The 24,005-nt window shown below is 65.2% G+C and carries 22 protein-coding genes; 16 read left to right on the top strand and 6 right to left on the bottom strand.

Features of this window, described 5'->3' with window-relative positions; genetic code table 11:
• Positions 1–50: 50 nt before the first annotated feature.
• The 5 genes from NITMOv2_RS13050 (at position 51) to galE (ending at position 6,398) form a co-directional block, all read left to right on the top strand.
• Complete coding sequence (locus tag NITMOv2_RS13050; RefSeq protein ID WP_053380290.1) at positions 51–332, top strand: hypothetical protein; 282 nt, start codon at positions 51–53, stop codon at positions 330–332.
• Positions 333–766: 434 nt separating this feature from the next.
• Positions 767–1,960: a glycosyltransferase family 1 protein gene (locus NITMOv2_RS13045; RefSeq protein ID WP_053380289.1), complete on the top strand. Its 1,194-nt coding sequence runs from the start codon at positions 767–769 to the stop codon at positions 1,958–1,960.
• Between the two features lie 4 nt (positions 1,961–1,964).
• The gene (gene glf, locus NITMOv2_RS13040; RefSeq protein WP_053380288.1) at positions 1,965–3,125 is read left to right on the top strand and encodes a UDP-galactopyranose mutase; all 1,161 of its coding nucleotides are present in this window, start codon (positions 1,965–1,967) and stop codon (positions 3,123–3,125) included.
• Complete coding sequence (locus tag NITMOv2_RS13035; protein ID WP_053380287.1) at positions 3,085–5,313, top strand: family 1 glycosylhydrolase; 2,229 nt, start codon at positions 3,085–3,087, stop codon at positions 5,311–5,313. The genes glf and NITMOv2_RS13035 overlap by 41 nt, the downstream gene beginning before the upstream one ends.
• Before the next feature lie 98 nt (positions 5,314–5,411).
• A complete protein-coding gene (galE, locus tag NITMOv2_RS13030; protein ID WP_053380286.1) occupies positions 5,412–6,398 on the top strand; it encodes a UDP-glucose 4-epimerase GalE in 987 nt (328 codons plus the stop codon).
• 90 nt (positions 6,399–6,488) lie between these two features.
• On the opposite strand, the gene NITMOv2_RS13025 is transcribed toward galE, so the two are convergent.
• Positions 6,489–7,034: a DUF4142 domain-containing protein gene (locus NITMOv2_RS13025; protein WP_187299201.1), complete on the bottom strand. Its 546-nt coding sequence runs from the start codon at positions 7,032–7,034 to the stop codon at positions 6,489–6,491.
• Between the two features lie 115 nt (positions 7,035–7,149).
• Positions 7,150–7,746: a hypothetical protein gene (locus NITMOv2_RS13020; RefSeq protein ID WP_053380284.1), complete on the bottom strand. Its 597-nt coding sequence runs from the start codon at positions 7,744–7,746 to the stop codon at positions 7,150–7,152.
• Positions 7,747–8,134: 388 nt separating this feature from the next.
• On the opposite strand from NITMOv2_RS13020, the gene NITMOv2_RS13015 reads away from it, so the two are divergent.
• The 6 genes from NITMOv2_RS13015 (at position 8,135) to NITMOv2_RS12990 (ending at position 12,697) form a co-directional block, all read left to right on the top strand.
• Positions 8,135–8,914 (top strand): SRPBCC family protein, encoded by a 780-nt coding sequence (locus NITMOv2_RS13015; RefSeq protein ID WP_202967218.1) that lies wholly within the window; start codon positions 8,135–8,137, stop codon positions 8,912–8,914.
• 173 nt (positions 8,915–9,087) lie between these two features.
• Positions 9,088–9,600 carry a DUF2231 domain-containing protein gene (locus NITMOv2_RS13010; protein ID WP_053380283.1) on the top strand — a complete coding sequence of 171 codons (513 nt, stop codon included), beginning with the start codon at positions 9,088–9,090 and terminating at the stop codon, positions 9,598–9,600.
• A gap of 34 nt (positions 9,601–9,634) precedes the next feature.
• Positions 9,635–10,165, top strand: coding sequence for a DsbA family protein (locus tag NITMOv2_RS13005; RefSeq protein WP_053380282.1), 531 nt, complete (start codon positions 9,635–9,637; stop codon positions 10,163–10,165).
• A gap of 108 nt (positions 10,166–10,273) precedes the next feature.
• Positions 10,274–11,017 carry a BON domain-containing protein gene (locus NITMOv2_RS13000; protein ID WP_053380281.1) on the top strand — a complete coding sequence of 248 codons (744 nt, stop codon included), beginning with the start codon at positions 10,274–10,276 and terminating at the stop codon, positions 11,015–11,017.
• Between the two features lie 59 nt (positions 11,018–11,076).
• On the top strand, positions 11,077–11,748 hold the full coding sequence (locus tag NITMOv2_RS12995; RefSeq protein WP_053380280.1) for a phosphoribosyltransferase: 672 nt from the start codon (positions 11,077–11,079) through the stop codon (positions 11,746–11,748).
• 88 nt (positions 11,749–11,836) lie between these two features.
• On the top strand, positions 11,837–12,697 hold the full coding sequence (locus NITMOv2_RS12990) for an MBL fold metallo-hydrolase (RefSeq protein WP_053380279.1): 861 nt from the start codon (positions 11,837–11,839) through the stop codon (positions 12,695–12,697).
• 88 nt (positions 12,698–12,785) lie between these two features.
• On the opposite strand, the gene NITMOv2_RS12985 is transcribed toward NITMOv2_RS12990, so the two are convergent.
• Positions 12,786–13,229 (bottom strand): DUF4383 domain-containing protein, encoded by a 444-nt coding sequence (locus NITMOv2_RS12985; RefSeq protein WP_053380278.1) that lies wholly within the window; start codon positions 13,227–13,229, stop codon positions 12,786–12,788.
• Between the two features lie 334 nt (positions 13,230–13,563).
• On the opposite strand from NITMOv2_RS12985, the gene NITMOv2_RS12980 reads away from it, so the two are divergent.
• From NITMOv2_RS12980 to NITMOv2_RS12970, 3 genes are all read left to right on the top strand, one after another.
• Positions 13,564–14,139 (top strand): Spy/CpxP family protein refolding chaperone, encoded by a 576-nt coding sequence (locus tag NITMOv2_RS12980; protein ID WP_053380277.1) that lies wholly within the window; start codon positions 13,564–13,566, stop codon positions 14,137–14,139.
• Between the two features lie 111 nt (positions 14,140–14,250).
• Complete coding sequence (locus NITMOv2_RS12975; protein ID WP_053380276.1) at positions 14,251–14,754, top strand: FKBP-type peptidyl-prolyl cis-trans isomerase; 504 nt, start codon at positions 14,251–14,253, stop codon at positions 14,752–14,754.
• 148 nt (positions 14,755–14,902) lie between these two features.
• Positions 14,903–15,538 (top strand): superoxide dismutase, encoded by a 636-nt coding sequence (locus NITMOv2_RS12970; RefSeq protein WP_053380275.1) that lies wholly within the window; start codon positions 14,903–14,905, stop codon positions 15,536–15,538.
• Positions 15,539–15,569: 31 nt separating this feature from the next.
• On the opposite strand, the gene NITMOv2_RS12965 is transcribed toward NITMOv2_RS12970, so the two are convergent.
• The 3 genes from NITMOv2_RS12965 to NITMOv2_RS12955 all read right to left on the bottom strand — a co-directional run bounded on the left by NITMOv2_RS12965 (position 15,570) and on the right by NITMOv2_RS12955 (position 19,311).
• Positions 15,570–16,886 (bottom strand): MFS transporter, encoded by a 1,317-nt coding sequence (locus NITMOv2_RS12965; protein WP_083447993.1) that lies wholly within the window; start codon positions 16,884–16,886, stop codon positions 15,570–15,572.
• 266 nt (positions 16,887–17,152) lie between these two features.
• Entirely contained in the window at positions 17,153–18,421 is a 1,269-nt protein-coding gene (locus NITMOv2_RS12960) for an MFS transporter (RefSeq protein ID WP_053380273.1), read from the bottom strand.
• 185 nt (positions 18,422–18,606) lie between these two features.
• Positions 18,607–19,311, bottom strand: a complete 705-nt coding sequence (locus tag NITMOv2_RS12955; protein WP_053380272.1) for a BON domain-containing protein — start codon at positions 19,309–19,311, stop codon at positions 18,607–18,609.
• Between the two features lie 313 nt (positions 19,312–19,624).
• Here NITMOv2_RS12955 and glgC point away from each other — a divergent pair, with 313 nt between their 5' ends.
• Both glgC and treY read left to right on the top strand, forming a co-directional pair.
• Positions 19,625–20,866, top strand: a complete 1,242-nt coding sequence (gene glgC / locus NITMOv2_RS12950; protein ID WP_053380271.1) for a glucose-1-phosphate adenylyltransferase — start codon at positions 19,625–19,627, stop codon at positions 20,864–20,866.
• Positions 20,867–21,056: 190 nt separating this feature from the next.
• Complete coding sequence (gene treY / locus NITMOv2_RS12945) at positions 21,057–23,957, top strand: malto-oligosyltrehalose synthase (protein ID WP_053380270.1); 2,901 nt, start codon at positions 21,057–21,059, stop codon at positions 23,955–23,957.
• Positions 23,958–24,005 lie beyond the last annotated feature (48 nt).

Genomic DNA, 24,005 nt, shown 5'->3' with positions numbered 1-24,005 from the left:
ATTGACGGTCACCGGGCAGTCCAAAAACCACTTGTACGACCAGGGGCAGGATGTCTTGCTCTGGCTGGTTCCAGTCGCCGCGCTACTGGCCCGGCGTCTTCACCTCCCTCAGCGTGTTTACCTCCTTGGCGAACGTCAACCACCTGCGCCGGCTCTATGAGGAGTACGCCCGCGTCCATAGCGGCGACAGGATGGCTCAGCTTTTTCCACCTATTCAAGCCCCCGAGCGGATTCGGAAGATCGCTCAACTCTCCCCCATCGGGTTGCCGATTTTATTCATGCTGGCGTGGGCCGCGGTGTTTGTCCGGTTGGTCGTCATCAGCCTCCGCTGAGCAGAGCAGGTGCCGGGGGAGAGGTCCAGCGCCTGAGCGCAATCCTTTCTGTCAACCTACCCATGAAAAGGGTCAGTCTAGGGACCTCGGCAGTTAACGCAGCCGCGCAATCACGCGATAATACGGGTAGGCGATAGAAATCTTATCCTCCGTCCTTTGTATCGATGAGTGTGTAAGGGAAGAGAATGGTCCGGCTTGTGCTTGAGTATCCTGACAATTGGGAGCGTATCGAGGACCGCTTCTTAGGATGTGTATAGCCTGATACCACCTCTCTCATAGCGAGCGACCGGCCCCCCTGAGCCCGCGTCGCACGCACGTTCCAAGGCCCGCATACGACATCGCCGTCAGCGCCCCTCCACTCGCGGGGAGGCCGGGGTGTGGTCGCGTGCGGGCACGACCTCAATCCTCATTCGTCACGAAAGGGAGCCCTGACCATGGACTGTCCACCGACGTATCTCCGCGCGCGCGTCTCGTCGCATTCCGATGTGCTGTGTCTCTCGCACTTGCGATGGAACTGGGTCTATCAACGCCCGCAGCATTTGTTGACCCGGGCGGCCAAACAGCGGCGAGTGTTCTTCTTCGAAGAGCCGGTCTATCAAAACGGCTGCGCGCAAAATGGCTGCGCGCAGGACGGCGGCGCGGCGCGGCTGGCGATCGCGCAGCCGCATCCCAACGTCTGGGTGGCGACGCCCCATCTGCCCGCCGGTCTGGTGAACGGGTCCCGGGACGCGCTGTTGCGGGATCTGCTGAACGGCCTGATCGAGAGCGCAGGGCTGGAAGACTATCTCAGCTGGTACTACACGCCCATGGCGCTGCCGTTTTCGCGGCATCTGCAGCCGGTCGCACGAATCTATGACTGTATGGACCAGCTCTCCGCCTTCGCGGGAGCGCCGCCCGAGCTCATAGACCTGGAGCGCGAGTTGCTCGACTCCAGCGATCTCGTCTTCACCGGCGGCCTGAGCTTGTACGAAGCCAAGCGCGAGTTGCATGACGACGTGCATTGCTTTCCCAGCGGTGTGGACGTCGAGCATTTCGCCGCGGCGCGCGCGGGACTCCGGCAGCCGGACGACCAGCAGGCGGTGCCCGGTCCGCGGTTGGGTTATTGCGGCGTCATCGACGAGCGGCTGGATCTGCCGCTCCTCGCTTCGTTGGCCCAGGCGCGCCCGCGCTGGCAGGTGGTCCTGGTGGGACCGGTCACCAAGGTCGATGAAGCAGCGCTGCCCCGCGCGGCGAACATCCACTATCTCGGCCCGAAGCGGTACGAAGACCTGCCGGCGTACATCGGCGGGTGGGACGTGGCGTTGATGCCCTTCGCGCGCAACGAGTCCACGCGCTATATCAGCCCGACGAAAACGCCGGAATATTTGGCGGCGGGAAAGCCGGTGGTCTCTACATCGATCAGGGACGTGGTGCGGACTTACGGGGAGCCCGGCTTGGTCCGCATCGCCGACGAGCCGGAGGCGTTCGTGGCGGCGGTGGAGGAGAGCCTGCTGGACGATCCGCTACTCCGTCTGCGCAGGGTGGACGCCGTGCTGCGTCAGCGTTCCTGGGACAAAACCTGGAGCCGCATGCAGTGTCTGATCGACGGCGTGACGGTGGCGCCCGGCCTGACGGCGGAGGCCGCGTAACGCCATGTACGACTATCTCATCGTCGGAGCGGGCTTCGCGGGCAGCGTCGCGGCGGAACGGTTGGCGGCCGGATTCGGCAAGCGCGTGCTCATCGTGGACAAGCGGCCGCACATCGGCGGCAACGCGTACGACGAGTATGACGACCAGGGACTGCTCATCCACAAATACGGGCCGCATATCTTTCACACGAACAGCAAGGACGTGTTCGACTATCTGTCCCGCTTCACCGCCTGGCGTCCGTATCAACATCGCGTGCTGGCCTCGGTGGACGGGCAGTTGTTCCCGATTCCCATCAACCTGGATACCGTCAACCGGCTGTACGGCTTGAGCCTCACGTCGTTCGAGTTGGAGGCGTGGTTCGCCTCCAAGGCGGAAGCGATTCCCGAGCCCCGCACGTCGGAAGACGTGATCGTCGGCAAAGTCGGCCGCGAGCTGTACGAGAAGTTCTTCCGGAACTACACCCGGAAACAATGGGCGCTCGATCCCTCCGAGCTGGACGCCCAGGTGACGGCGCGCGTCCCGGTGCGCACGAATCGGGATGATCGGTACTTCACCGACACCTACCAGGTGATGCCCCGGCAGGGCTACACCCGCATGTTTCAGCGGATGTTGTCTCACCCCAACATCACCATCGTGCTCAACACCGACTATCGGGACATTCAACGGGAGGTGCAGTACGGGGAGATGATCTACACCGGACCGGTCGACGAGTATTTCGACTATCGGTTCGGGCGCCTGCCCTATCGGTCGCTGGAATTCCGGTTCGAGACGATCCGGCAGCCGGTCTATCAGCCGGCGGCGGTCATCAACTACCCGAACGAGTATCCGTACACCCGAGTGACCGAGTTCAAATACCTCACCGGCCAGGAACATGGCTCGACCAGCCTGGTGTACGAGTATCCGCAGGCGGAGGGCGACCCCTATTATCCGGTGCCGCGCCCCGAGAACGCGGAGCGGTACAAGCACTATGAAGCGTTGGCGGCGGTCACGCCCGGCGTCCACTTCGTGGGCCGGCTGGCGACGTACAAGTACTACAACATGGATCAAGTCGTCGCGCAGTCGTTGTCCTTGTGCAGCAAGCTGACCGGCAAGCGACGCCAGGAACTGGTGGAGGTGCCGCACAATGGCCATGGAACTGTGGGCGGGCGTCGAGTGCACGGTTAACCGCGTCGGCGACCGGTATTTCGAGCAGCTGACGAGGAACGGACATAAGAGCCGCATCGGCGATCTCGATCGATTCGCGGCGCTGGGCATCACGGCGATCCGGTATCCGGTGCTGTGGGAGCTGACCGCGCCCGACGGTCTGTCCCGCGCGTCGTGGGACTGGGCCGATCGGCGGCTCGACCGCCTGCGTGAGCTCGGCATCCGGCCCATCGTCGGCCTCGTCCATCACGGCAGCGGGCCGCGGGACACGTCGCTGGTCGATCCCGACTTTCCCGCCCGGCTGGCTGAATTCGCCGGCACCGTGGCGCGCCGCTATCCCTGGGTCTCCGCCTATACGCCGGTGAACGAGCCGCTGACCACGGCGCGCTTCAGCGGTCTCTACGGCCATTGGTATCCCCACGGCACGGACGATCGCTCGTTCGTCCAGGCCCTCGCGGTGCAATGCCGGGCCGTCATTCTCGCCATGCGCGCCATCCGCGCCGAGACGCCGGGCGCGCAGCTGATTCAAACAGAAGACGCGGGCCGCACGTACAGTACGCCGCTCTTGGCCTACCAGGCCGAGCTGGAAAATCACCGGCGCTATCTCAGTCTCGATCTGCTGACCGGTGTTATCGGACCCGCTCATCCGCTGGCCGGGTATCTTGCCCGCCACGGTGCGACCGATGCCGACTTGGCCTGGTTCGCGCAGGCCGGCTGCCCGCCGGACGTCATTGGACTCAATTATTATCTGACGAGCGATCGGTTGCTCGATGAACGGATGGAACGCTATCCCGGTTGGTCGCACGGGGGAAACGGCCGCCATCGTTACGCCGACATCTCGGCCGTCCATGCCTGGCAGGGGGGCATCACGGGCTTTGAAGCCGTGCTGACCGACGCCTGGCGGCGCTATGGCATTCCGGTCGCCGTGACGGAAGCGCATCTCGGCTGCACGCGTGAAGACCAGTTGCGGTGGTTGCTCGAGGCCTGGAACGACGCGGCATCGGCGGCGCGCCGCGGCGCGACCGTCCGCGCCGTGACGGTCTGGTCCCTCCTGGGCGCCTTCGATTGGAACAGCCTCGTCACGGTGGACGCAGGGTTTTACGAGCCCGGCGTCTTCGACGTGCGGGGCGGCGAGCCGCGGCGCACGGCCTTGGCCGGCATGATGGAAGCGTTGAGCGCGAACGGGACGTTCGACCATCCGCTGATGGCGGCGCCCGGATGGTGGCGCCGGCCTTCGCGTTTTCATTTTCCCTCCGTCGGCGGCACCGACGCAGGCACGAACCGCGCACCTCATCGCGAGGCCGTTTCCTCTTCGCCCGCGCAGAACCGGCCGTTGCTCGTCGTCGGCGCGAACGGCACGCTCGGGCGGGCCTTGACCCGCCTCTGCGGGGAGCGGGCCATCGACTGCGTCGGTTTGTCCCGCAGAGATCTCGATATCGCGGACGCCGAGGACGTCCGCCGGCTGATCGAGGGCTTGCGCCCGTGGGCGGTGATCAATGCGGCGGGCTATGTGCGGGTCGATGACGCCGAAGCCGATTGCGACCGCTGCCTGCGGGACAATACCATCGGAGCGGAGCGGCTGGCCGCCGCCTGCGAGTGGGCCGGCATCCGCTATCTGACCTATTCGTCCGACCTCGTGTTCAACGGCGCGCGCGCCGAGCCCTATCTGGAAAGCCATCCGGTCGGACCGCTCAACATGTATGGGCGCAGCAAGGCCGAAGCCGAGCGGCTGGTGTCGCGCGCCATGCCGTCGGCGCTCATCATCCGCACCAGCGCCTTCTTCGGTCCGTGGGATTCGTACAACTTCGTGGCGAACGTCCTGGACGAGTTGATGGAAGGCCGGAGCGTGCGCGCCGGCGCGGCCGTCGTGTCGCCGACCTACGTGCCCGATCTCGTGCATGCCAGCCTGGATCTTGTGATCGACGGCGAACAGGGGATCTGGCACGTGGCCAACCAGGGCGCCGTGTCCTGGTGCCGGCTCGCGCAGACTACGGCGACGATGGCCGGCTTGGACCCGTCGCTGGTCGAGGAATGCGACGCGTCGGCGCTCGGGTGGGCCGCGACCAGGCCGCGGTACAGCGCGCTGGGCAGCGAGCGCGGGTTGCTGCTGCGGGCATGGGAAGAGTCGCTAGAGCGGTATCTGCACGAGCGGCGGGACGAGGCGAACGGGCGGTCGGCCTGCGCCTCGCGCGAGAGAACGAGCAAATAAGCGTTGAGCCAAAGAGCATTCAGCAGTAAGCTCCAGCTCCGGACCTCAGCGCCCGACGCGTGCGTACTCAACGCTCATCGTAAAACAGGAGAAGCTTCATGCGCGTACTGGTCACCGGCGGAGCGGGCTACATCGGCAGCATCGTCACGGAAGCGCTGCTGCGCGACGGCTATTCGGTGGTGGTCTACGACAATTTGTCGAAAGGCCATCGCGACGCCGTTCCGTCTCACGCCGTGTTCGTCGAAGCCGATCTGCTCGATGCGCGGGCGCTCCGCGGCGTGCTCGAGGAGCGCCGTATCGAGGCGGTCATTCACATGGCGGCCGATTCCCTCGTCGGGGAGTCCATGCAGGACCCCTCGAAGTATTACCGCAGCAACGTGCAGGCCGGCCTGTCGCTCCTCGATATGATGCAGCTGTGCGGCGTCCGCCGCCTCGTCTTTTCGTCCACCGCCGCGGTCTACGGCGAGCCGGCCAAGCAGCCGATCGAGGAACGGGATCCGCTGCAGCCGGCGAATCCCTACGGGGAGACCAAGCTCGCGTTCGAGCGGGCGCTGCAATGGTACGGGCGTGCGTATGGGTTCCGTTCGGTCAGTCTCAGGTATTTCAACGCGGCCGGCGCGAGCCTGCTCAACGGCGAGCGGCATGAGCCGGAGACCCATCTGATTCCGTGCGTGCTCAACGTGGCGGCCGGGCGCGCGCCCGTCGTCCGGCTGTTCGGGACCGATTATCCGACGAAGGACGGCACCTGCGTGCGCGATTACATTCACGTCGAGGATCTGGCCGATGCGCACGTGCTGGCGCTGCGAGCCCTGCAGACCGGCGCGCCGCCGAGTCCGGTCTACAATTTGGGCGGAGGCGGGGGGTACAGCGTGCGTGAGGTGATCGATACGGCGCAACTGGTCACCGGCCGGTTGATTCCCACCGAGGTGGCGCCGCGCCGTCCCGGCGACCCGGCCGTGCTGATCGCCTCATCCGACCGCATCAAGAAGGAACTCGGCTGGAGCCCGACGCGCCAGCGGCTGGACGGGATCATCGATTCCGCCTGGCGCTGGATGCAGCACCGCGAGGTAAGAGAGAACGGGTAAGAGGGGTAACGGGATAGGACTCTATCCCCTTACCCCCGTCTTTTTTCCATTACCCCGGTACCCCGCTATCCCGTTACCCCGTTTTTATCCCTACTGCTGTTGCTGCGCGACCGCCTGGCGCTGGACGCTTTTCGCCTGCGCGAGGTGGCTCTCGATGTTGGCCCGCGCCTCCATCAAGTGCTGCCTGATGCGCGAGTTCTCGGCGGATTCGCCGGTCTCCTGCGCCAGCTTCTCAGCCTGATCGTGCATCTTCACCTGGTACTCCAGGTAGGCCCGGTCGAAGTCGCGCCCGGATTGCTTCCGCAGTTCTTCCATCGTTTCCTGGTGGGTTTCCTTCAGCGCCGAAGCGAGTTGAGGGGGCTGCGGACTGATGTTCAGTCGGCCGGCCAACTCCCGCCGCCGCTCCAGCATGGTGGTGTGTTCGGCGATCATGCGTTCGGCGAAGTCGCGAACGGCCGGCGACGACGACTTCTGCTTCGCCAACTGCGCCGCTTCGATCTCGCTCCTGTCGATCGTGTTGAACACCGCCATGACGTTCTCGTTCGACATTGTGCTCGGCATGGCGCGTTGGGCGGCGGCGCAGCCCCATATCACGCTTCCAGCCATCATCACTGCGATACCAGCCGGTACTCTCATCGTGTCCCTCCGTGGTGACAGATTAAACCACCTCCCACGCGCGCGGCGTGGGAGTGTCTCCTGTAACGCCCCGATCATCGGCAACGCTCGGCACTGCAAGTTACGGACCGGTTGCTCATGCGGCCCTTCGCGTCCGGGGGCCCAACTCGCGGGTCCGGGCCCGGCGCGCGGCGGCGATGCACCGCCATAGTTCTTCTCCGTAGGGAAGCACAATGAAGAGGCCGATGCTCGCGAACAGCGCAACCAAATAGCCGAGCGGCAACGGATCCGACTTCATCCTGATTTCAAAACGCGCGGTCTCAGGGCCGAGGCCGAAGAGCGCCAGGAACTGGCTCCAGTAGAGCACCGTGACGAAGGACACCGCCATGATCGGCAAGACCTCCATGAAACTGTGAGCGTGTTGCTCCAGGGGACCGATATACCGGCGCGTATGGGCGTAGGTGACGTCCCACAAGGCCGTCGCCTCGTGGAGGATCAGCGCAATCAGCATCACCAGGAGGATCAGCGCATTGATCTCCAGCAACAAGCCGAGGACGACGGGCACGCCGGCTTCGCCCAATTGCAGCAGATGCAGCACCGATTCCTTCGTGCCGGCGTTGTGCTCGATCTTGGTGCGCTTGTGCAGGATGTAGTCGGTCAGACCGGCAAGCAGCCACAGCGGCAGGACGAAATACAACAGATAGCTCCGAACAAGGGTGACGGGATCCGGCATCGTGGCTCCTTCCTTTGGTTGTACGGGAGGCGCAGGCCATCGCTGCACTGGGAAACTCCCTGAGCAGCCTCGGCGACGGCGGCGGAAGAGATGTCCGCGCGGAGACAGAATGTCCCGTTCGCAAGCAAGTATGATTTGGTGAAGTACCAAGTGCACCTGACGGAAAGTATGTGGTGATTGAGTGATTTCGTGAAAGTCAGAAAGGTCCGTGGTTTTTACCTCACCGAACTTCTTACTTCACCAAATCACCAAATCGTACGTTCCCAGTTCAGAATCTCCTCGGTTTCACTTCACCGGATCACCAAATCACCAAGTCGTACTTTCCCAGCTCGGTCCGCCTCTTGCACGATTGTCCGAAAAGAACCGGAGGAAGGACGAGGGAGGGGACATGGCCATCACATTCACGGAGACGGGAAAAGAACGATACCGGACGAACACGCAGGATATGGGGTGGAGCGAGGAGCGCGCCTCTTCGGCATCGCGGCAGAATATCGGCGACACGCAGCGGATCGTCTCCGCGCTGCTCGGCGGCGGTCTTTTGGCCGGCGGCCTGCCCAGGCGGTCCTGGGCCGGAGCAGGCCTGTCACTGATCGGCGCGGCGCTGTTGCACCGCGGGATCAGCGGCTACTGCGCCATCTTCGACGCGATGGGGCTCGACACCGGCGGGGACGGCCGTCCGACCAACCGGCTGGGCCGGCGCAAGGTGGAGACGGATCGCGCCACCAAGATCCGGCGCGTCATCGAGATCAACCGGCCGCCGGCGGAGCTGTATCGGTTCTGGCGCCGACTCGCGAACCTCCCGAGGATCATGAGCCATCTGGAGTCCGTGGAGGCGGTCAACGACCGGATGTCGCATTGGAAGGTGCGCACGATCCCGGGCGGACCGGCGGTGGAGTGGGACGCCGAGATCATCAACGACATCGAAAACGAGCGGATCGGCTGGCGCTCGCTGCACGGCGCCGACGTGGACCATGCGGGTTCCGTGGAGTTCGAGCCGACGGGCGACGGCCGGCGCACCAAGCTTACCGTGACGCTGCAGTACGCACCTCCGGCCGGCCGCCTGGGCGCGGCGCTTGCCAAATTACTGGGGGAAGATCCGGAGAGCAAGATCGCGCAGGACCTGCAGCGCTTCAAGGAAAGCATGGAGGCGGGAGTCTATCAAGGGTGAAAAACAGTCTATCTGGTGCGCGGTCTGTCTGGTCTATCTGGTGCGGCAAACCAAACAAACCAAATAAACCAGAAAGACTAAACAGACCGAATAGACCAGACAGACGAAATAGACGAGACAGACCAAACAGACCAGACAGACCAGACAGACCAGACAGACGAAAGGACCAGTCTATGCCGCAAGCGACTTTCGCGGGACATCCGTTGCATCCCCAATTGATCGTCATGCCGGCCGGTCTGCTGCCGTTCAGTTTCCTGCTGGACCTGATGCATGCGGGGACGGGCGACCATTCGTATGCCGACGCCGCATATTACACGATGATGGGCGGGTTGCTGGGAGGCCTCGCCGCCGGCGCCGCCGGGGCGGCCGATTACAGCACCATCCCGCGCGACAGCACGGCCAAAAAAATCGGAACCGTACACGGCGCGATGAACCTCGGCCTGCTGGCGCTCACCGGGTTGAACTTGCTGATGCGCCGGAACCGGCGGGCGCCGGGGCCGCTGCCCCTGTTGTTGTCGTTGATCGGGAATGTCGGGCTGTTCGCCTCAGCCTGGTACGGCGGACATCTCGTCTATCACCACGGCATGCGGGTGCGCGGCACGGAGTTGTCCGGCACGCCCGACGAGATCCGGCCGCCGGGGGACAAGCGTCTGGAACACGCCTTCGCCTCGGCGGTGGGAGAATGATCCGGCCGGGAAGGCTGCGCCGGCTGAGGGCGGCATGAGCGTGTCAAACCGGGTGGACAGCCGGTTGCTCGCGATCCAGCCGGACGATCACGTGGCGGGGGCCGGCACGGCGCCGATCACGGTCGTGGGTTATTGTGATTTCGAATGCCCCTATTGCGCGCGGGCGCAGCAGGTGATGTCCCGCCTGCTGGTCCGCCACGAAGGCCGCGTGCGGTACGTGTTCCGGCATTTCCCGCTGGTGCACAAGCATCCGCTCGCGGAGCAGGCCGCCGAATTCGCGGAAGCCGCCGCAGCACAGGGCCGATTCTGGCCGATCCATGACTTTCTGTTCACCTATCAGGAGACGCTCGATCTCGGCGATCTGTTCACTTACGCCGGAAAACTCGGACTGGACGTGAAGCGCATCGAGGAGGAGATGGCGCGGCGCGCGTATGCGGCCCGCGTCCAGCGGGATCTCGACGGCGGCCGGCGGCTGGGAGTGACCGGGACGCCGACCTTTTTTTTGAACGACATGCGCTATCAGGACGAAGATGAGGTCGCGCGCGCGGTGCGGCGCGCCGCGTGAGTTGCGCGTGAGTCGGATGGTCATTCGTCAATAGCCATCCGTCACTGGCGACAGTGACCGAAAACCGGTGATTGATGACCAGTGACCCGGTGCTCAAAGGAGGAGGCGATGAATCGGGGATTCTCGTTGCTGGGCGGGGCCGGCTTGGGGGCCGGCCTCATGTATTTATTCGACCCGGATCGCGGGCGCCGCCGCCGCGCGCTGCTGCGAGACAAGGCGGTGCACTGGTCGAAGAAAACCCGGGACGCGGCGGAGACGGCAGGACGCGACCTGCGCAATCGATCGCGGGGCGTGGCGGCGTCCGTGATGTCCCGAATCAAGCGGAGCGGACCGGTGGCGGACCGGGTCTTAGAGGAACGGGTGCGGTCGACGCTCGGGATGGCGATGCGGCATCCGGCTTCCATCGACGTGAGCGCGGCCGGCGGTGTCGTGCGGCTCCGCGGCCCGGTCTTGGCGGAGGAAGTCGCGCCGATCCTTGCCGCGGTGGACCGCGTCGAGGGCGTGACGCGCGTCGACAATCAATTGGAGCCGCACGAGGAGCCGGGCCGCATTCCCGATTTGCAAGGAGGAGTCGGGCGCCGAGCCGGCGGTCCGCGCTTCGAACTGCTGCAAGCCAACTGGTCTCCGGCTGCCCGGTTGCTCACCGGCGTCGCGGGAACCGCAGCGCTGTTCTACGGTGTCAGCCGGAGGACGTTCCCGGCCGTAGCGCTGGCGGCCGCCGGCATAGGACTGCTGGCGAGGAGCATCACGAACCGCGAGCTGGCTCGCCTGTTCGGCGGGACCGGATCAAACGGCGCAGGCCGCGGATCGGCGCGTCCTGAGGCCGGGAGGCCGCGCGAAGCCGTCGCGTAGACGCCGGGACCCGTGACGCATCCGGACCGCTTTCGGGCGCTGCGAGATAGAGACACCCCATGGACGAGGTATTTCGCGATCGGCGGGAAGCCGGCGTCCAAGTGGCCTCGTTATTGGCCGGCTATCGCGGCCGCCGCGATGTCGTGGTGCTCGGGTTGCCTCGCGGCGGGGTGCCGGTCGCATTCGACATCGCCAAGGCTCTGGCGGTTCCCCTCGACGTGATGGTCGTCCGGAAGCTGGGCGTCCCGGGCTATGAGGAACTGGCCATGGGCGCCATCGCCACCGGCGGTGTACGGGTGCTTCACGAGGAGGTGGTCCGGCAGGCGGGGATCACGCCCGACATGCTGGCCGCAGTCTCGGCGCGGGAGCAGCAGGAGTTGGCCCGGCGGGAGCGGGTGTTCGCCGGAGGGCGACCGGAGGTCGAAATCCGCGGCCGCACCGTGATCCTGGTCGACGACGGATTGGCGACCGGATCCACCATGCGGGCCGCCGTCGCCGCCGCCCGGCAGCGGGGCGCGGCGCGCGTGATCGTCGCCGTGCCCGTCGCGTCGGCGGAGGCCTGCGACGAATTGCGCGCGGAGGCGGACGAGGTGATCTGCGCCAGGACGCCGGCGCTCTTCTTCGGCGTCGGGCAATGGTACGAACGGTTCGAGCAGACCACCGACGAGGAAGTGCGCCGTCTGTTGGCCGACGCGGCGGCGCTCCCCCCATGGAAGGAGGACGCGGCATGACGCAGGCGCCGTCCGCCGCCGCCGAGCGGCTTCTTCACGCGGCGGGCGTCTGACGTCCGGCTATGCACATGGGAGGAGCAGTGTCTGTATGAAGACCGAGACCTTGCTGATCCTGCCGTCGAAGGAGCGGTCGGCGAATCTGGAAACCGGGTCCCTCCAATTCATCGGCAACGCGACCGTGCTCATTCGTTTCGGCGGCGTGACGATCCTCACGGATCCCACGTTCATCCATCGCCATGAGCGGGTGTCGATCGGCTACGGCCTGCACAGCACGCGGCTGACCGATCCTGCCATGGAGATCGGCGAGTTGCCGCCGTTGGACCTGGTCGTGCTGTCGCATTTCCACGGCGACCACTTCGATCAGGTGGCGGAGCGCGAGCTGGACAAGTCGCTGCCCATCGTCACGACGCGCGAGGCGGCGACGGCGCTGCAGCGCCGGGGGTTTCGGCAGAGCAAGCCGCTCGACACCTGGGCGTCGGTGGCGGTCGAGAAGGGAGAGGCGCGGCTGCGCATCACCGCGCTGCCGGGACGGCATGGGCCGCCGTTCGCCGATCTCCTGCTGCCGGACGTGATGGGCAGTCTCCTCGAATTCCACTCTCCGCAGGCGCAGCCGTTCCGCCTGTACATCACGGGCGACACGCTCCTCTTCGACGATCTGAAAGAAATCCCCCGGCGGTATCCGGCGATCGACCTCGCGCTGCTCCATCTGGGCGGGACGCGGGTGCTCGGCATCCTGGTGACGATGGACGCCGAGCAGGGCGTCGGGATGATGAAGCTCGTCAGGCCGCTGCGGGCCATCCCCATCCATTACAACGATTACGACGTCTTCAAGTCGCCGCTGACGGACTTTCAGCAGGCCATCGACGCCGCGGGATTCCAGGACCGCCTCCACTATCTGCGGCACGGCGAGACCTATACGTTCCGCCTCTCCCGCCAAGCGGCGGCGTGAGATTGGTCTATCTGGTGCGGAGGTCTATCTGGTTGTAGAGGGGAGCGACCAGACAGACAAGACAGACCAGACGACCAGACAGACTGTTTCACGCCGCCCGCCTCGTCTCTCGCCGGTCGACTTCGACGGCGGCCGGCGTCCAGTAGTAGCCGTAGTAAGCCGAGAGCAGCGCCGTGCCCGCATGGAGCCAGACATCGTGGCCGAACAGGGGGGCGAGCCCGAACAAGGTGTTGAGTCCCGGGATCAGCCCCATGACCGCCAGGACGCCGTAAAAGATCGCCAGCCCGCGGGCGAAGCGGATGGCGCTCAGCATCGTCCCGGAGGCGACCAGTCCCCAGATGCCGACGCCCAGGTGGACGAAGTTGTGAAGCACGTTGACCGCAAACAGTCCCAGCAGGTAGCCGTACCCGGTCTGGACCGTGGCGCCGATGCCTTCACCGGGGCCCGGACTCCGGAAGGCCGGAATGAAACCCAGGATGCCCACCGCGAGAAAGAGGGTCCCGATCACTGCGGCGAACCGTTGCACCGTCATCCTGCACCTCCATGTGTGTTAGGTGGTCACGGCCCAAAAAAATGCAAGCGTTGCGCCACTGCCGCCGGGCGGTCAAGCGCCGCACCGACAGCGCGGGGAGGAATCCTGAAAGGACGAGAGCCGTGTCGTCGCGCCTTAAGACAACCTGTCTCCCGGTGGACAGATTGGCTGGGGCGACGCGGGAGCCGGCGGCGGTGGATGAGCAGGACCGGCTCCGGGTCGAGCAATACGCGGGGGTTATGAAAGGTCCATGGAACCTTCGCGGGGCATATCGTTTGCTGCTCTGCAGGAGAAAGACGTTTTGTCCGTCCATCCGCGAAGGAGGATCCAAGCCATGACGAGGACCGGCACACAAGGCAAATGCGCGGGGCTGCCAACGCTGGCGGCTGTGGGAATCGCCGCCGGACTGTTCACCGGAAGCCCGGCGATCGCGGCGGATCCGCCGAGCGAGCAGCAGATCCAGAAACTGCTGGAATCGGCGGCGCAGGCCACGGACCGGCCGGACCACGATTTTGCCGGCAATTCCATCCGCAGCGTGCTGGACCAAGCGAAACCGCTGCAGCTGACCCAGGAGCAAACGGAGAAGATCAAGGCGATCCAACAGCGCTACGCGGAGACCAAGTCCAAGCGGGAAGCGGCCTACCAACAGTCCGAGATGGACGCGCTCAAGCTGATTCACGACCGGCACAGCTCGTTGTCCGCCGTGGAGGCCGCCGTGCAACGCGCCGATCAAGAGCACAGCAAGTTGCGCATGGCCGGCATCGCGGCGCTTCGCGAAGCGACCGACGTGCTGCGCCCGGAGCAATACGCGCAGTGGCGCCAAACCCACGCGGCCGGCCAGGTCGCCCAGTCCGGCCGGCCGGACGATTCGGGCCCGCAGCCGGAACCCGAACGGATGGCGCCGCATTGAATTGGGAAGTTCGAGGTTGGGGGAAAGTCCGAGGTTCGACGTTCGACGTTCGAGTTCGAATCCGGAAAACATCGAACGTCGAACTTCGATCTTTGGAGGAAAGGAGCCCATATGCGACAGATGACGATCGTCGGCGCCATGGCGGTGCTCGTGGGGGGGCTTGCGGCCATGCCGCTGCTCGTGCGGGCTGCCGCCGACACTCCCGTCGCCGAAGGGGCGACGGTATTGATCGAATACACCATTACGGTGCCGGAGTCGCGGATCATCATCCCCAAGAACGTGAGCCAGTACGTGCCGGGCCGGCAACAAATGCTCCCGAATCTGGAGAAGGCGCTCACCGGGTTGAAGCCGGGCCAGGAAAAGCGGGTGGATCTGTCGTCGGATGAAGCGTTCGGGCCGTACGATGAATCGAAGAAAGCCACGATCAGCAGGGACAAGCTGCCGGCCGACACGAAACCGGGGAGCGTGCTGACGACCTCCGAAGGCGTCCCGTTCGTCGTCGTCGACATGTCGGGGCCCGAAGCGGAGGTGGATTTCAATCACCCGCTCGCCGGCAAGCACGTCATCATCGACGTGAAAATCCTCGAAGTGCAGCCGCCAGGGGGAATGGGATGAATGGTCATTGGTCACCGGTCATTGGTCATTGGTGAAGAGGTGTGGGGGCGTCCAGTGACTGATGACTAAGAACCGATGACTGTTCTGCCGTTCCTCTCTTTTCCAATGACCGGTGACCAATGACTGATGACTGCTTTTGTGAGGACCCATGCAACGCGACAAGCCATACAAAGTGAAATCCTTCAATCTGCACGGGCTGCAGGGCATTTCGGACCGCACACTCGAGATGCATTTCTCCCTGTACGAAGGATATGTCAAGGCGGCGAATGCGCTCACGAACGACATCGGCGAGTTCCTCAAGGACGGCCGCGTGGACCAGGAAGAGATGCCGGCCTACTCGGAGCTGACGCGCCGGTTGGGTTTCGAATACAACGGCATGGTGCTGCATGAATATTATTTCGGCAACTTGACCAAAGAGGCCGCGGCGAAGCCGCCGAGCGATTCCGCCTTTCTGCGCGCCGCCGAAGAATCCTTCGGCTCTTACGACCGCTGGAAAACCGATTTCGTCAGCGTGGGCAAGATGCGGGGCGTGGGCTGGGCGATCTGCTGGCAGCATCCGGCCGGCGGCCGGCTCTCGAACCAGTGGACGACGCTCCACGAGCACGGCAACGTCGCGGGCTTCATTCCCATCCTCATCATGGACGTGTGGGAGCACGCCTTTCTCCTCGATTACCCGCCGTCGAAGCGCGGAGACTATATCGAGGCCTTCTTCACCAACATCGACTGGAAAGCGGTGGATCGCCGCCTCACCGGCGAACAGGCCAGGCAAGCGCAAGCGGCGTAAGCGTTGAGCCGGAAAGCCGCTCAATGCTGTCTTACTCAACGCTGTGCGAACCCATCTCTCGTACCTTTCCCACCGTCAGCCCTCGGAACTGCCGGCTGGAAAACGCCGCGACGCAAGCGGTGCTGAGGAGCACGAGGCCGATCCCGAGCAGGCTGACATGCGGGCCCATCGCGTCCGCCGCCCACCCGAACCCGGCCATGCCCGCCATCGCGGACGCCATGGAGCCGGTGCTGAACGTGGTGAACACCCGCCCCAGCAGATGTTCGGGCGTCACTTCCTGCAGCACGCCCCAGACGATCGGCATGAACAGCGCCGTGCTCCCGCCGATGATGAGGATGAAGGCTCCGGCGACGACGGGCGCGGTCAACAGACTGAGCCCGCACATGGCGAACCCCCCCACGACCATCGACCGGAAAATCATCGTGAAGCGCCCGGCCAGATCCCCTTGCGACAGCGACGCCAGCCACGTCGTGGCGGCCAGCATGCCGGCGCCGAGCGCGGACCACAAGACGCCGACCTCCATCGCGCCGGCGCTCAAATTCTGTTCGGCGAAGACCGGCAGCATGAAGGCGAAGGCGCTCGCCGCGAGGCTGTAGAGGGCGGCGGCGAGCATCAGATTGAGGATGGTCGGCTGCTCCACGCACACGAAGCGCAGCCCCGCCAGCAGCTCCCGGCCCCACGCCGGCCGGCCGGCTTCCTCGGAGGCGGGCCGCGGCGGACGCATGTGGATCGGCAGCAGACAGAGGGCGGAAATGAAAAACGTCGCGGCATCCACATACAACACGTTCTGGGAGCCGATCAGCGCGATGCCGATGCCGCTGACCAGCGGGCCGACCAGGATGCCTACGTTCGTCGTGGTTTGCAGCAGAGCGTTGGCGGCGGTCAACTGATCGCGCCGGACGATCTGCGGGACCGCCGACGAGAGCGCCGGCCCGAAGAACGTGGACGCCAGGGCGAGCAGAAAGACGGACGCGTAGAGCCGCTCGAGCGTCAACTCGCCCGCCGCGTAGAGCAGCGGGATCAACAGCACGAGCACGGTGCGCGCGGCGTCCACCCACAGCATCACCCGCTTCTTGCTCACCCGGTCCAGATAGACGCCGATGAAGGGACTCAGGACGAGCGGGGGGATCGTCTGCAGCAATCCGATCACGACCATCTTCAGCGCCGAGCCGGTCAGTTGATAGACGAACCAGAGCAGCGCGACGCGGTTGAGGCTGTCGCCGATTTGCGAGGTCAACTGGCCCCAGAAGAGCCATCCGAAGTCGCGGGTGCGGAGCAATTCCCACCCGGGGGCGCGCGAAGCGGGCGCGGGAGAGGCTGTCACGTCCAACGAAACGCTAGGTGCCATGTGTCGCGGGTCTCCTTGGTTCAGAGTGGTGCCGGTACACAATGCACAGAGCTTGCCTTGATCGGTCCGGGTTCAGGCGCAACGGCGCGCCATATTGTCCGGTGGAATGCTCCTCCAACCCGTCATAGTTGTAAGGGTTTTTTCATCAGGGACAAGTTGTCCGTCGACCGGCATTGTCGCACGCGCAGCGCGCGCTGTCCGCTGGGGAAGCCGCTAGTTCTCGGCTCCTGCAGCGCCGTGGGCTATATCCCACGGTCGTTCTCTTTTTACGGCAGTCCGCCGTCGCCGTCACGATCCTCGGGAAGCCGCGCGGCGAGCCGCGCCGCCGTCATCGCCGTCGCGAACATCACGGCGCCGATCGCCAGGAGGGCCGGCGCTTCGCCGAGCCGTCCGGTCATCCATCCGAAGAACGAAATCCCCCCCATCGCGGACGTCATGGCCCCCATGGTGTAGAAGGCGAGGGCGCGCCCGAGCAAGTGCGGCGGCGTCATTTCCTGGAGCACGCTCCAGGCGACCGGCGTGAGCACTCCGATGCCGGCGCCGACGAGGCCCAGCAGCAGCGCGGCGGTCGCCTGCTGCTTCGCGCCGACGATCGCCATGAGGGCCGCGCCGCTGAGGGCGCTGGAGACGATGATCATCGCGGCGCGCCGCTTGATGCTCCACGCGCTGATGGCGGTGAGCGCGAGCGACGTGATCAGCAGGCCGACGCCGAGCATCGACCAGAGGTAGCCGACTTCGACCGGGCCGAGGTCCAGCAGCTTCCGGCCGAATACGGGAAAGAGCGTGGTGAACGCGCTGGTGGCGAACGTGTACAGCGCGGCGGTCGCCGTCAGCAGGACGAAGACCGGCTGGCCCGCCATCACATAGCGGACGCCGTCGGCCAAATCGTGCAGCATCGACGTGACCGCCGGCTCCTTGACCAGGCGCAGCGTGGGCCGCACGAAGCGGATGGGCACGAAGCAGGCGGCGGCCACCACGTAGGTCGCCGCGTTCAGGCAGAGCACATTCTGAGAGCTGAGCGCCGCGATGCCGATGCCGCTCAAGGCCGGCCCCATGATGATGCCCAGGCTCGTGGTGCTCTGGAGCAGCGCGTTCGCCGACGTGTACTGCGACGGAGCGACGAGGGACGGCACCGCCGCCGTGAGCGCCGGTCCGAACACCGCCGTCGCGACGGCATGCAGCGTGACGAGGATGTAGAGATGCGAGACGGTGAACGTTTCGGCCGCCATCCAGCAAGGGATGAGGCCGAGCACGAAGGCGCGCACCAGATCGGACACGATCAAGAGGAGCTTCTTCGGCAGGCGATCCACCGCCACCCCGATGACCGGGGCGAGCACGATGGCCGGCACGGTCTGCAGCAATCCGATGACGCTCGTCTTGAGGGGAGAGCCGGTGATGGAGTACACGAACCAGAGTAGCGCGAGTTTCGACACGCCGTCGCCGATCTGGGACACCACCTGGCCCCACCACACCAGGGTGAAGTCGCCGGTGAGCAGCCACCGGCGCGTGCGCCGCGCACCACTCTGCGGCACCATCGCCAATCGAGCGTCACGTGTAACGCTGTCCTCCTCTCTTCTCTCTGCCTGGTCTGTCTGGTCTCTTTGGTCTGTCTAGTTAGGGTTTGTTTGGTTTGTCTGGTTCATTTGGTTCGTCTGGTTGTCGCACCAGATAAACCACGCACCAAAAAAACCAGAAAGACCGCGCATCAGATGGACCAGCGTCATCGTTCCGCCGTGAGCTGCACCGCCGCCGTGTTCACGGCGCGGACGCCCGGCACGTGACGGGCCGCTTCCGCCGCCTCCAATGCGATGACCTGGAACCGCGTCTTGCCGCTCAGCGTCACGACGCCGCTCTCCGATTTGACGTCGAACCCGACGGCCTTCAAGGTTTCGCTCCTGTTCAGCCGTTCTTTCACCAACTGAGCGATCGCCTCATCCTGCCGCTTCATCAGCGATGCGCGCAGTCCGGGGGACACCGACAACTTGTTGACGGCGGATTCCACCCCCTCCACCTTCCGCGCGACCTCCCCGGCCCGCGCTTTCTCGTCCTCCGAGGACACGGCGCCGGAAAGAACGGCTTTTGGGCCGTCCATTTCTACTTCGATCTCGAACGGAAACAGCACGGGATCCGCCATCATCGCCAGCTTGATGGTCAAGGGCATCGACGTGACCGGTTTCTTCCCGGTCTCGTCCGGTTTCGGTTCCTGTTTCTGCGGCGGCGGCTCCGTTTTCTGACTCTTCTCGTCGGACGGCGGTTTGGGGGCGGGCGCCTCCGCCGGCTTTCCTTCGTGCTCGGTCTTCTTTTTGGAATCCGGGGCGGCGGCCGGCTCTTTCTGGCTGCGGTCTTGGCGCTCTCCGTTTTCGGCGGCCGATGCCCCGGTGGATAAACAGACGACCAGCATTCCACCGATGAGCCATCCGAGCATGGGAGCCCCCGCGGTGTCTCATCGTCGCCAATCCCTGGGACGAATCACACTAGGGGGTTCCCTGGGAAGGAGGCGGGCAAGAAAGGGACAAGCAGGAAAGGGCCGAGCGAGAAAGGGCCCGAGCGGATGCCTCGGCCCTCGGTCCTTTCCCGCTCGGCCCCCGTCGATTGCCCTCTCGGGCCGCCGCGCCGGCGGTCCAGGGGTGCGCCTAGTTAGCTCCCTGGAGGGCGTTTGCTATCGTCACGCGTGCTTCGACACTGCGTAGGGCGCGATCGGCGGCGGAGGACCGGCGGTGTAGGGCGCAACGGACGGCATGAAATCGGTACGGGTCCTAGGCATGATCATGGCCGGAGGGAAGGGGGAGCGGCTGATGCCGCTCACGGCCGTCCGGAGTAAACCGGCCGTGCCGTTCGGCGGGAAATACCGGATCGTCGATTTTGTGCTGAGCAACTTCGTGAACTCCGGTCTTTCCGCGATGTACGTGCTGGTGCAATACAAGTCTCAGTCCCTCATCGAACATCTGCGCGAGTCCTGGCGCATCGGCGGACGGCTCCGGCAGCACTTCATCACGGTGGTTCCCCCGCAGATGCGGTCGCGGGAAGGGTGGTATGAAGGGACCGCCGACGCGGTGTATCAGAATCTCAATTTGATCGAAGACTTCGGGCCCGGGCTGGTGGCCGTGTTCGGCGCGGACCACATCTACCGCATGGATCTGACTCACATGATCGACTTTCATCTGGAGACGGAGGCCGACGTGACGGTGGCGGCGCTCCCGGTGCCGGTCGAGGAGGCGAGCGGGTTCGGCATCGTCGAGGTGGATCGATCGCAGCGGGTGGTGGGTTTCGAGGAAAAGCCGAAGCGGCCGAAACCCATGCCGCAGGACCCGTCGCGCGCCTTCTCGTCCATGGGCAATTATCTGTTCCGCACGGATCTGTTGATCCGGCTGCTGGAACGGGACGCATCACGGCCCGGGTCCCACGACTTCGGCCGCAATATCATCCCGGAGCTGATCGGCACCCATCGCGTCTTCGCCTACGATTTTCTCCGGAACCGCGTGCCCGGCGTGAAACCGCATGAAGAGCCGGGCTATTGGCGCGATGTCGGGACGCTGGACGCCTATTGGCGGGCCAACATGGATCTGTTGGGCGAGCGGCCGGTCTTCGATCTGCGGAACGCCGAGTGGCCGATCCTGGCCGGCACCTACGACGGACCGATGGCGTCGGTCGTGCGGAGCGAGCTGGACGAGGCCATGGTGGGCCAGGGCTGCCGGATCGTCGAGGCGCAGGTGCGGCGATCCGTCATCGGGCGCGGCGTGCACATCGAGCCCGGCGCGCTCGTGGAGGATTCGGTGATTCTCGACGGGGTGCACATCGGCGCGAACAGCCGGCTGCGGCGCGTCATCGCCGACCGATTCAGCTCGGTGCCGGCCGACCGGGACATCGGCTCGGACACGGGCGCGGCCGACGGGTCCTGTCATGTCTCGCCGTCCGGGCTGGTGGTGATTCCGAAGGAGGCGGTGGCGGGGGAGAGGGCGCGCCTCCGCCAGGTCTCATGAAGTGGAACGCTGAAACACGCCGATGGCGGCGTTCTCGCCTCGTCCAGAGCCTGCGACGTAGCGCAAGGCTACGCCTCGGCTCGGACATCGGCTGCGGCCTTGCCTTCGGCGTGTTTGAGCGTTCCGGTCAATCGCAGTATCAGACACAGAACACCTCATAAGAGAAAGAGAAGGCCGCTTCGACATCATCATGCCGCCGCCCCGGATTCCAATCGCCACCTACCGGCTGCAATTCAACGGCGGGTTTACCTTCGCCGATGCGACGGCGATCGTGCCGTATCTGCACGATCTGGGCATCACGCATTGTTACGCCTCGTCGCTTCTGACGGCGATGCCCGGGAGCACGCACGGCTACGACATCATCGATCCGACCGCGCTGAATCCGGAGATCGGGACGGAGGCGGAGTTCCGCCGCTTCGTGGACGCGCTGCACGAGCGCGACATGGGCGTCGTCCTCGACGTCGTGCCCAACCACATGGGCATCGGCAAGGCGCTGAACCGCTGGTGGCGCGACGTACTGGAAAACGGCCCCAGCTCCCGGTATGCCGAAGCGTTCGACATCGACTGGCATCCGATCAAGCGGGAGCTCGACGACAAAGTCCTGCTGCCGATCCTGGCCGACCAGTACGGGGCCGTGCTGGAAGATCAGGAGATCGCGGTGGTCTACGAGGACGGGCAGTTCCTCCTCCGCTACGGCGAGCACGAGCTGCCGGTCGCGCCCAAGTCGTGGATCCGGATTCTGTCGCATCGTCTGGACACGCTCGTCGGCACGGAAGAGGACGCCGCCCAAGCCGACGTCATGGAGCTGCAAAGCATCCTGACGGCGATCCGGAACTTGCCGGGCCGCGAGGAGCGCGATCCCGAGCGGATCGCCGAACGGTATCGCGAGAAGGAGATCATCAAGAAACGGCTGGCCGCCTTAATGGAGGGGAGCGGGAAGATCCGCGACCTGGTGCTCGAGAACGTGCGCCGCTTCAACGGCGAGCGCGGCCGCTCGGAGAGTTTCGACCTGCTCGACGCCCTGTTGAACGAACAAGCCTACCGGTTGGCGTCGTGGAAGGTGGCGTCCGAGGAAATCAATTATCGGCGGTTTTTCGACATCAACGACCTCGCCGCGGTCCGCATGGAAAATCCCGACGTCTTCCGCGAATCGCATCAGCTGGTGTTCCAGCTCATCCGCGAGGGGGCGGTGAACGGCCTGCGGATCGATCATGTCGACGGCCTCTACGACCCCGGCCGGTATCTGGGGCAGCTCCAGGCCTGGGCGGAGCGGGAGCTGGAGCGCGCCGGCGAAGAGCGGCCCCTGTTCCTCGTCGTCGAAAAGATTTTGGGGCGCGACGAAGCGCTCCCGGAGACCTGGCCGGTGCACGGCACGACGGGCTACGACTTCATTCACGTGGTCAACAACCTGTTCGTGCAAAGCGCCAACGAGCGCGCCTTTACGGAGCTCTACCACCGCGTCATCGGCCGCGAGGAGTCCTACGCCGACCTCGTCTACGCCAGCAAACGCCTGATCATGCGGGTGTCGATGTCGAGCGAAATCAACGTGCTGGGACATCAGCTCAATGTCATCTCCGAGCGCGACCGCCGCTCCCGCGACTTCACCCTCAACAGCTTGACGCACGCCATCCGCGAGATCATCGCCTGCTTCCCCGTGTACCGCACCTATGCGACGGACGGGCCCGAGCCGGTGGCCGACCGCGACCGCGCTTATATCCACATGGCCGTCGCCCGCGCCAAGCGGCGCAATCCGGCGTTGAGCGGGCAGGTCTTCGACTTCATCCGAGCCATTCTGCTGAAGCAGAGCGACGCCCGCACCCCGCGCGACCGCGAGGAGCAGATCCGCTTCGTGATGAAGTTCCAGCAGACCACCAGTCCCGTGACGGCGAAAGGCATCGAAGACACCGTCTTCTACCGGTACAACCGGCTGGTGTCGCTGAACGAAGTGGGCGGGGAGCCGGAGCAGTTCGGTCTGTCGGTCGATGAGTTTCACAAGCGCATGCGCGAGCGGCAGGCCCGGTGGCCGCACGCCCTCTCGGCGTCGACGACGCACGACACCAAACGCAGCGAGGATGTCCGGGCGCGGCTGGCCGTGCTGTCGGAAATGCCGCAGGAATGGAAGGCGCACGTCGCCCGCTGGCGCCGCCTCAACCGCAAGCATCGCGGCGACGCGGAGGGCGAACGCCAGCCGGATCGCAACGACGAGTATCTCTTCTATCAGACGCTGGTCGGCGCGTGGCCGCTGCATGCGATGGGCGAAGAGGCCTACCGGACGTTTTGCGAGCGGATCCAGCGGTATATGGAAAAGGCGATCCACGAAGCCAAGGTGCATACGAGTTGGGTGAATCCGAGTCACGGCTACGATGCCGCGATGCGGGAGTTCGTCCGGGCCGTGCTGGACCGGTCGGCCTCGCAGGCGTTCTTCGACGATTTTCTCCCGTTCCAGGAGCGGATCGCGCATTACGGGCTGTTCACCGGCCTCTCGCAATTGCTGCTCAAAGTCACGGCGCCGGGGATTCCGGATTTTTATCAGGGCACGGAGCTCTGGGATTTGAGTCTGGTGGATCCCGACAACCGGCGGCCCGTCGAGTACGGTGTGCGGACGGCCCTGGCCGGAGAGCTGGCCCCGCTCCTGTCGGATGCGGCACCCGGGCGGTCGGAAGAGGTGCGCGCGCTGGCTCAGCATCCGAGAGACGGCCGGTTGAAGTGGTATGTCGCCGCAGCGGGGCTCCACTATCGGCGACGTCGGGCGGCGCTGTTCCAGCAAGGCGAGTACCTGCCGCTGGAGAGCGGGGGAAGCCGGAAGCAGCATGTCTGTGCCTTTGCGCGCGTGCTGGACGACCAGGCCGTCGTGACGGTCGTGCCGCGCCTGCTCGCAACATTGACCGCCGATGTGAAAAATCCGCCGGTGGGCGCCGGCCTCTGGGAGGACAGCTGGGTCGCCGTGCCTCCCTGGCCGACGCTGGGTTCGTACCGGCACGTGCTCACCGGAGACATCCTCACAGTCGAGTCGGTGAGCGGCCGCCGGGTGCTGCCGCTTGCGCGGGTGTTTCAGGACTGTCCTCTGGCGCTCTTGGAGCGAATCTCTTAGCGGTTGACGCAAAAGCCCTCCAGCTTCGTTCTCGGACCTGTGCCTCCC

It is taken from the genome of Nitrospira moscoviensis (assembly GCF_001273775.1).
GTDB classification, from domain to species: Bacteria; Nitrospirota; Nitrospiria; order Nitrospirales; family Nitrospiraceae; genus Nitrospira_D; species Nitrospira_D moscoviensis.
This window is presented reverse-complemented; position numbering and strand designations above follow the sequence as displayed.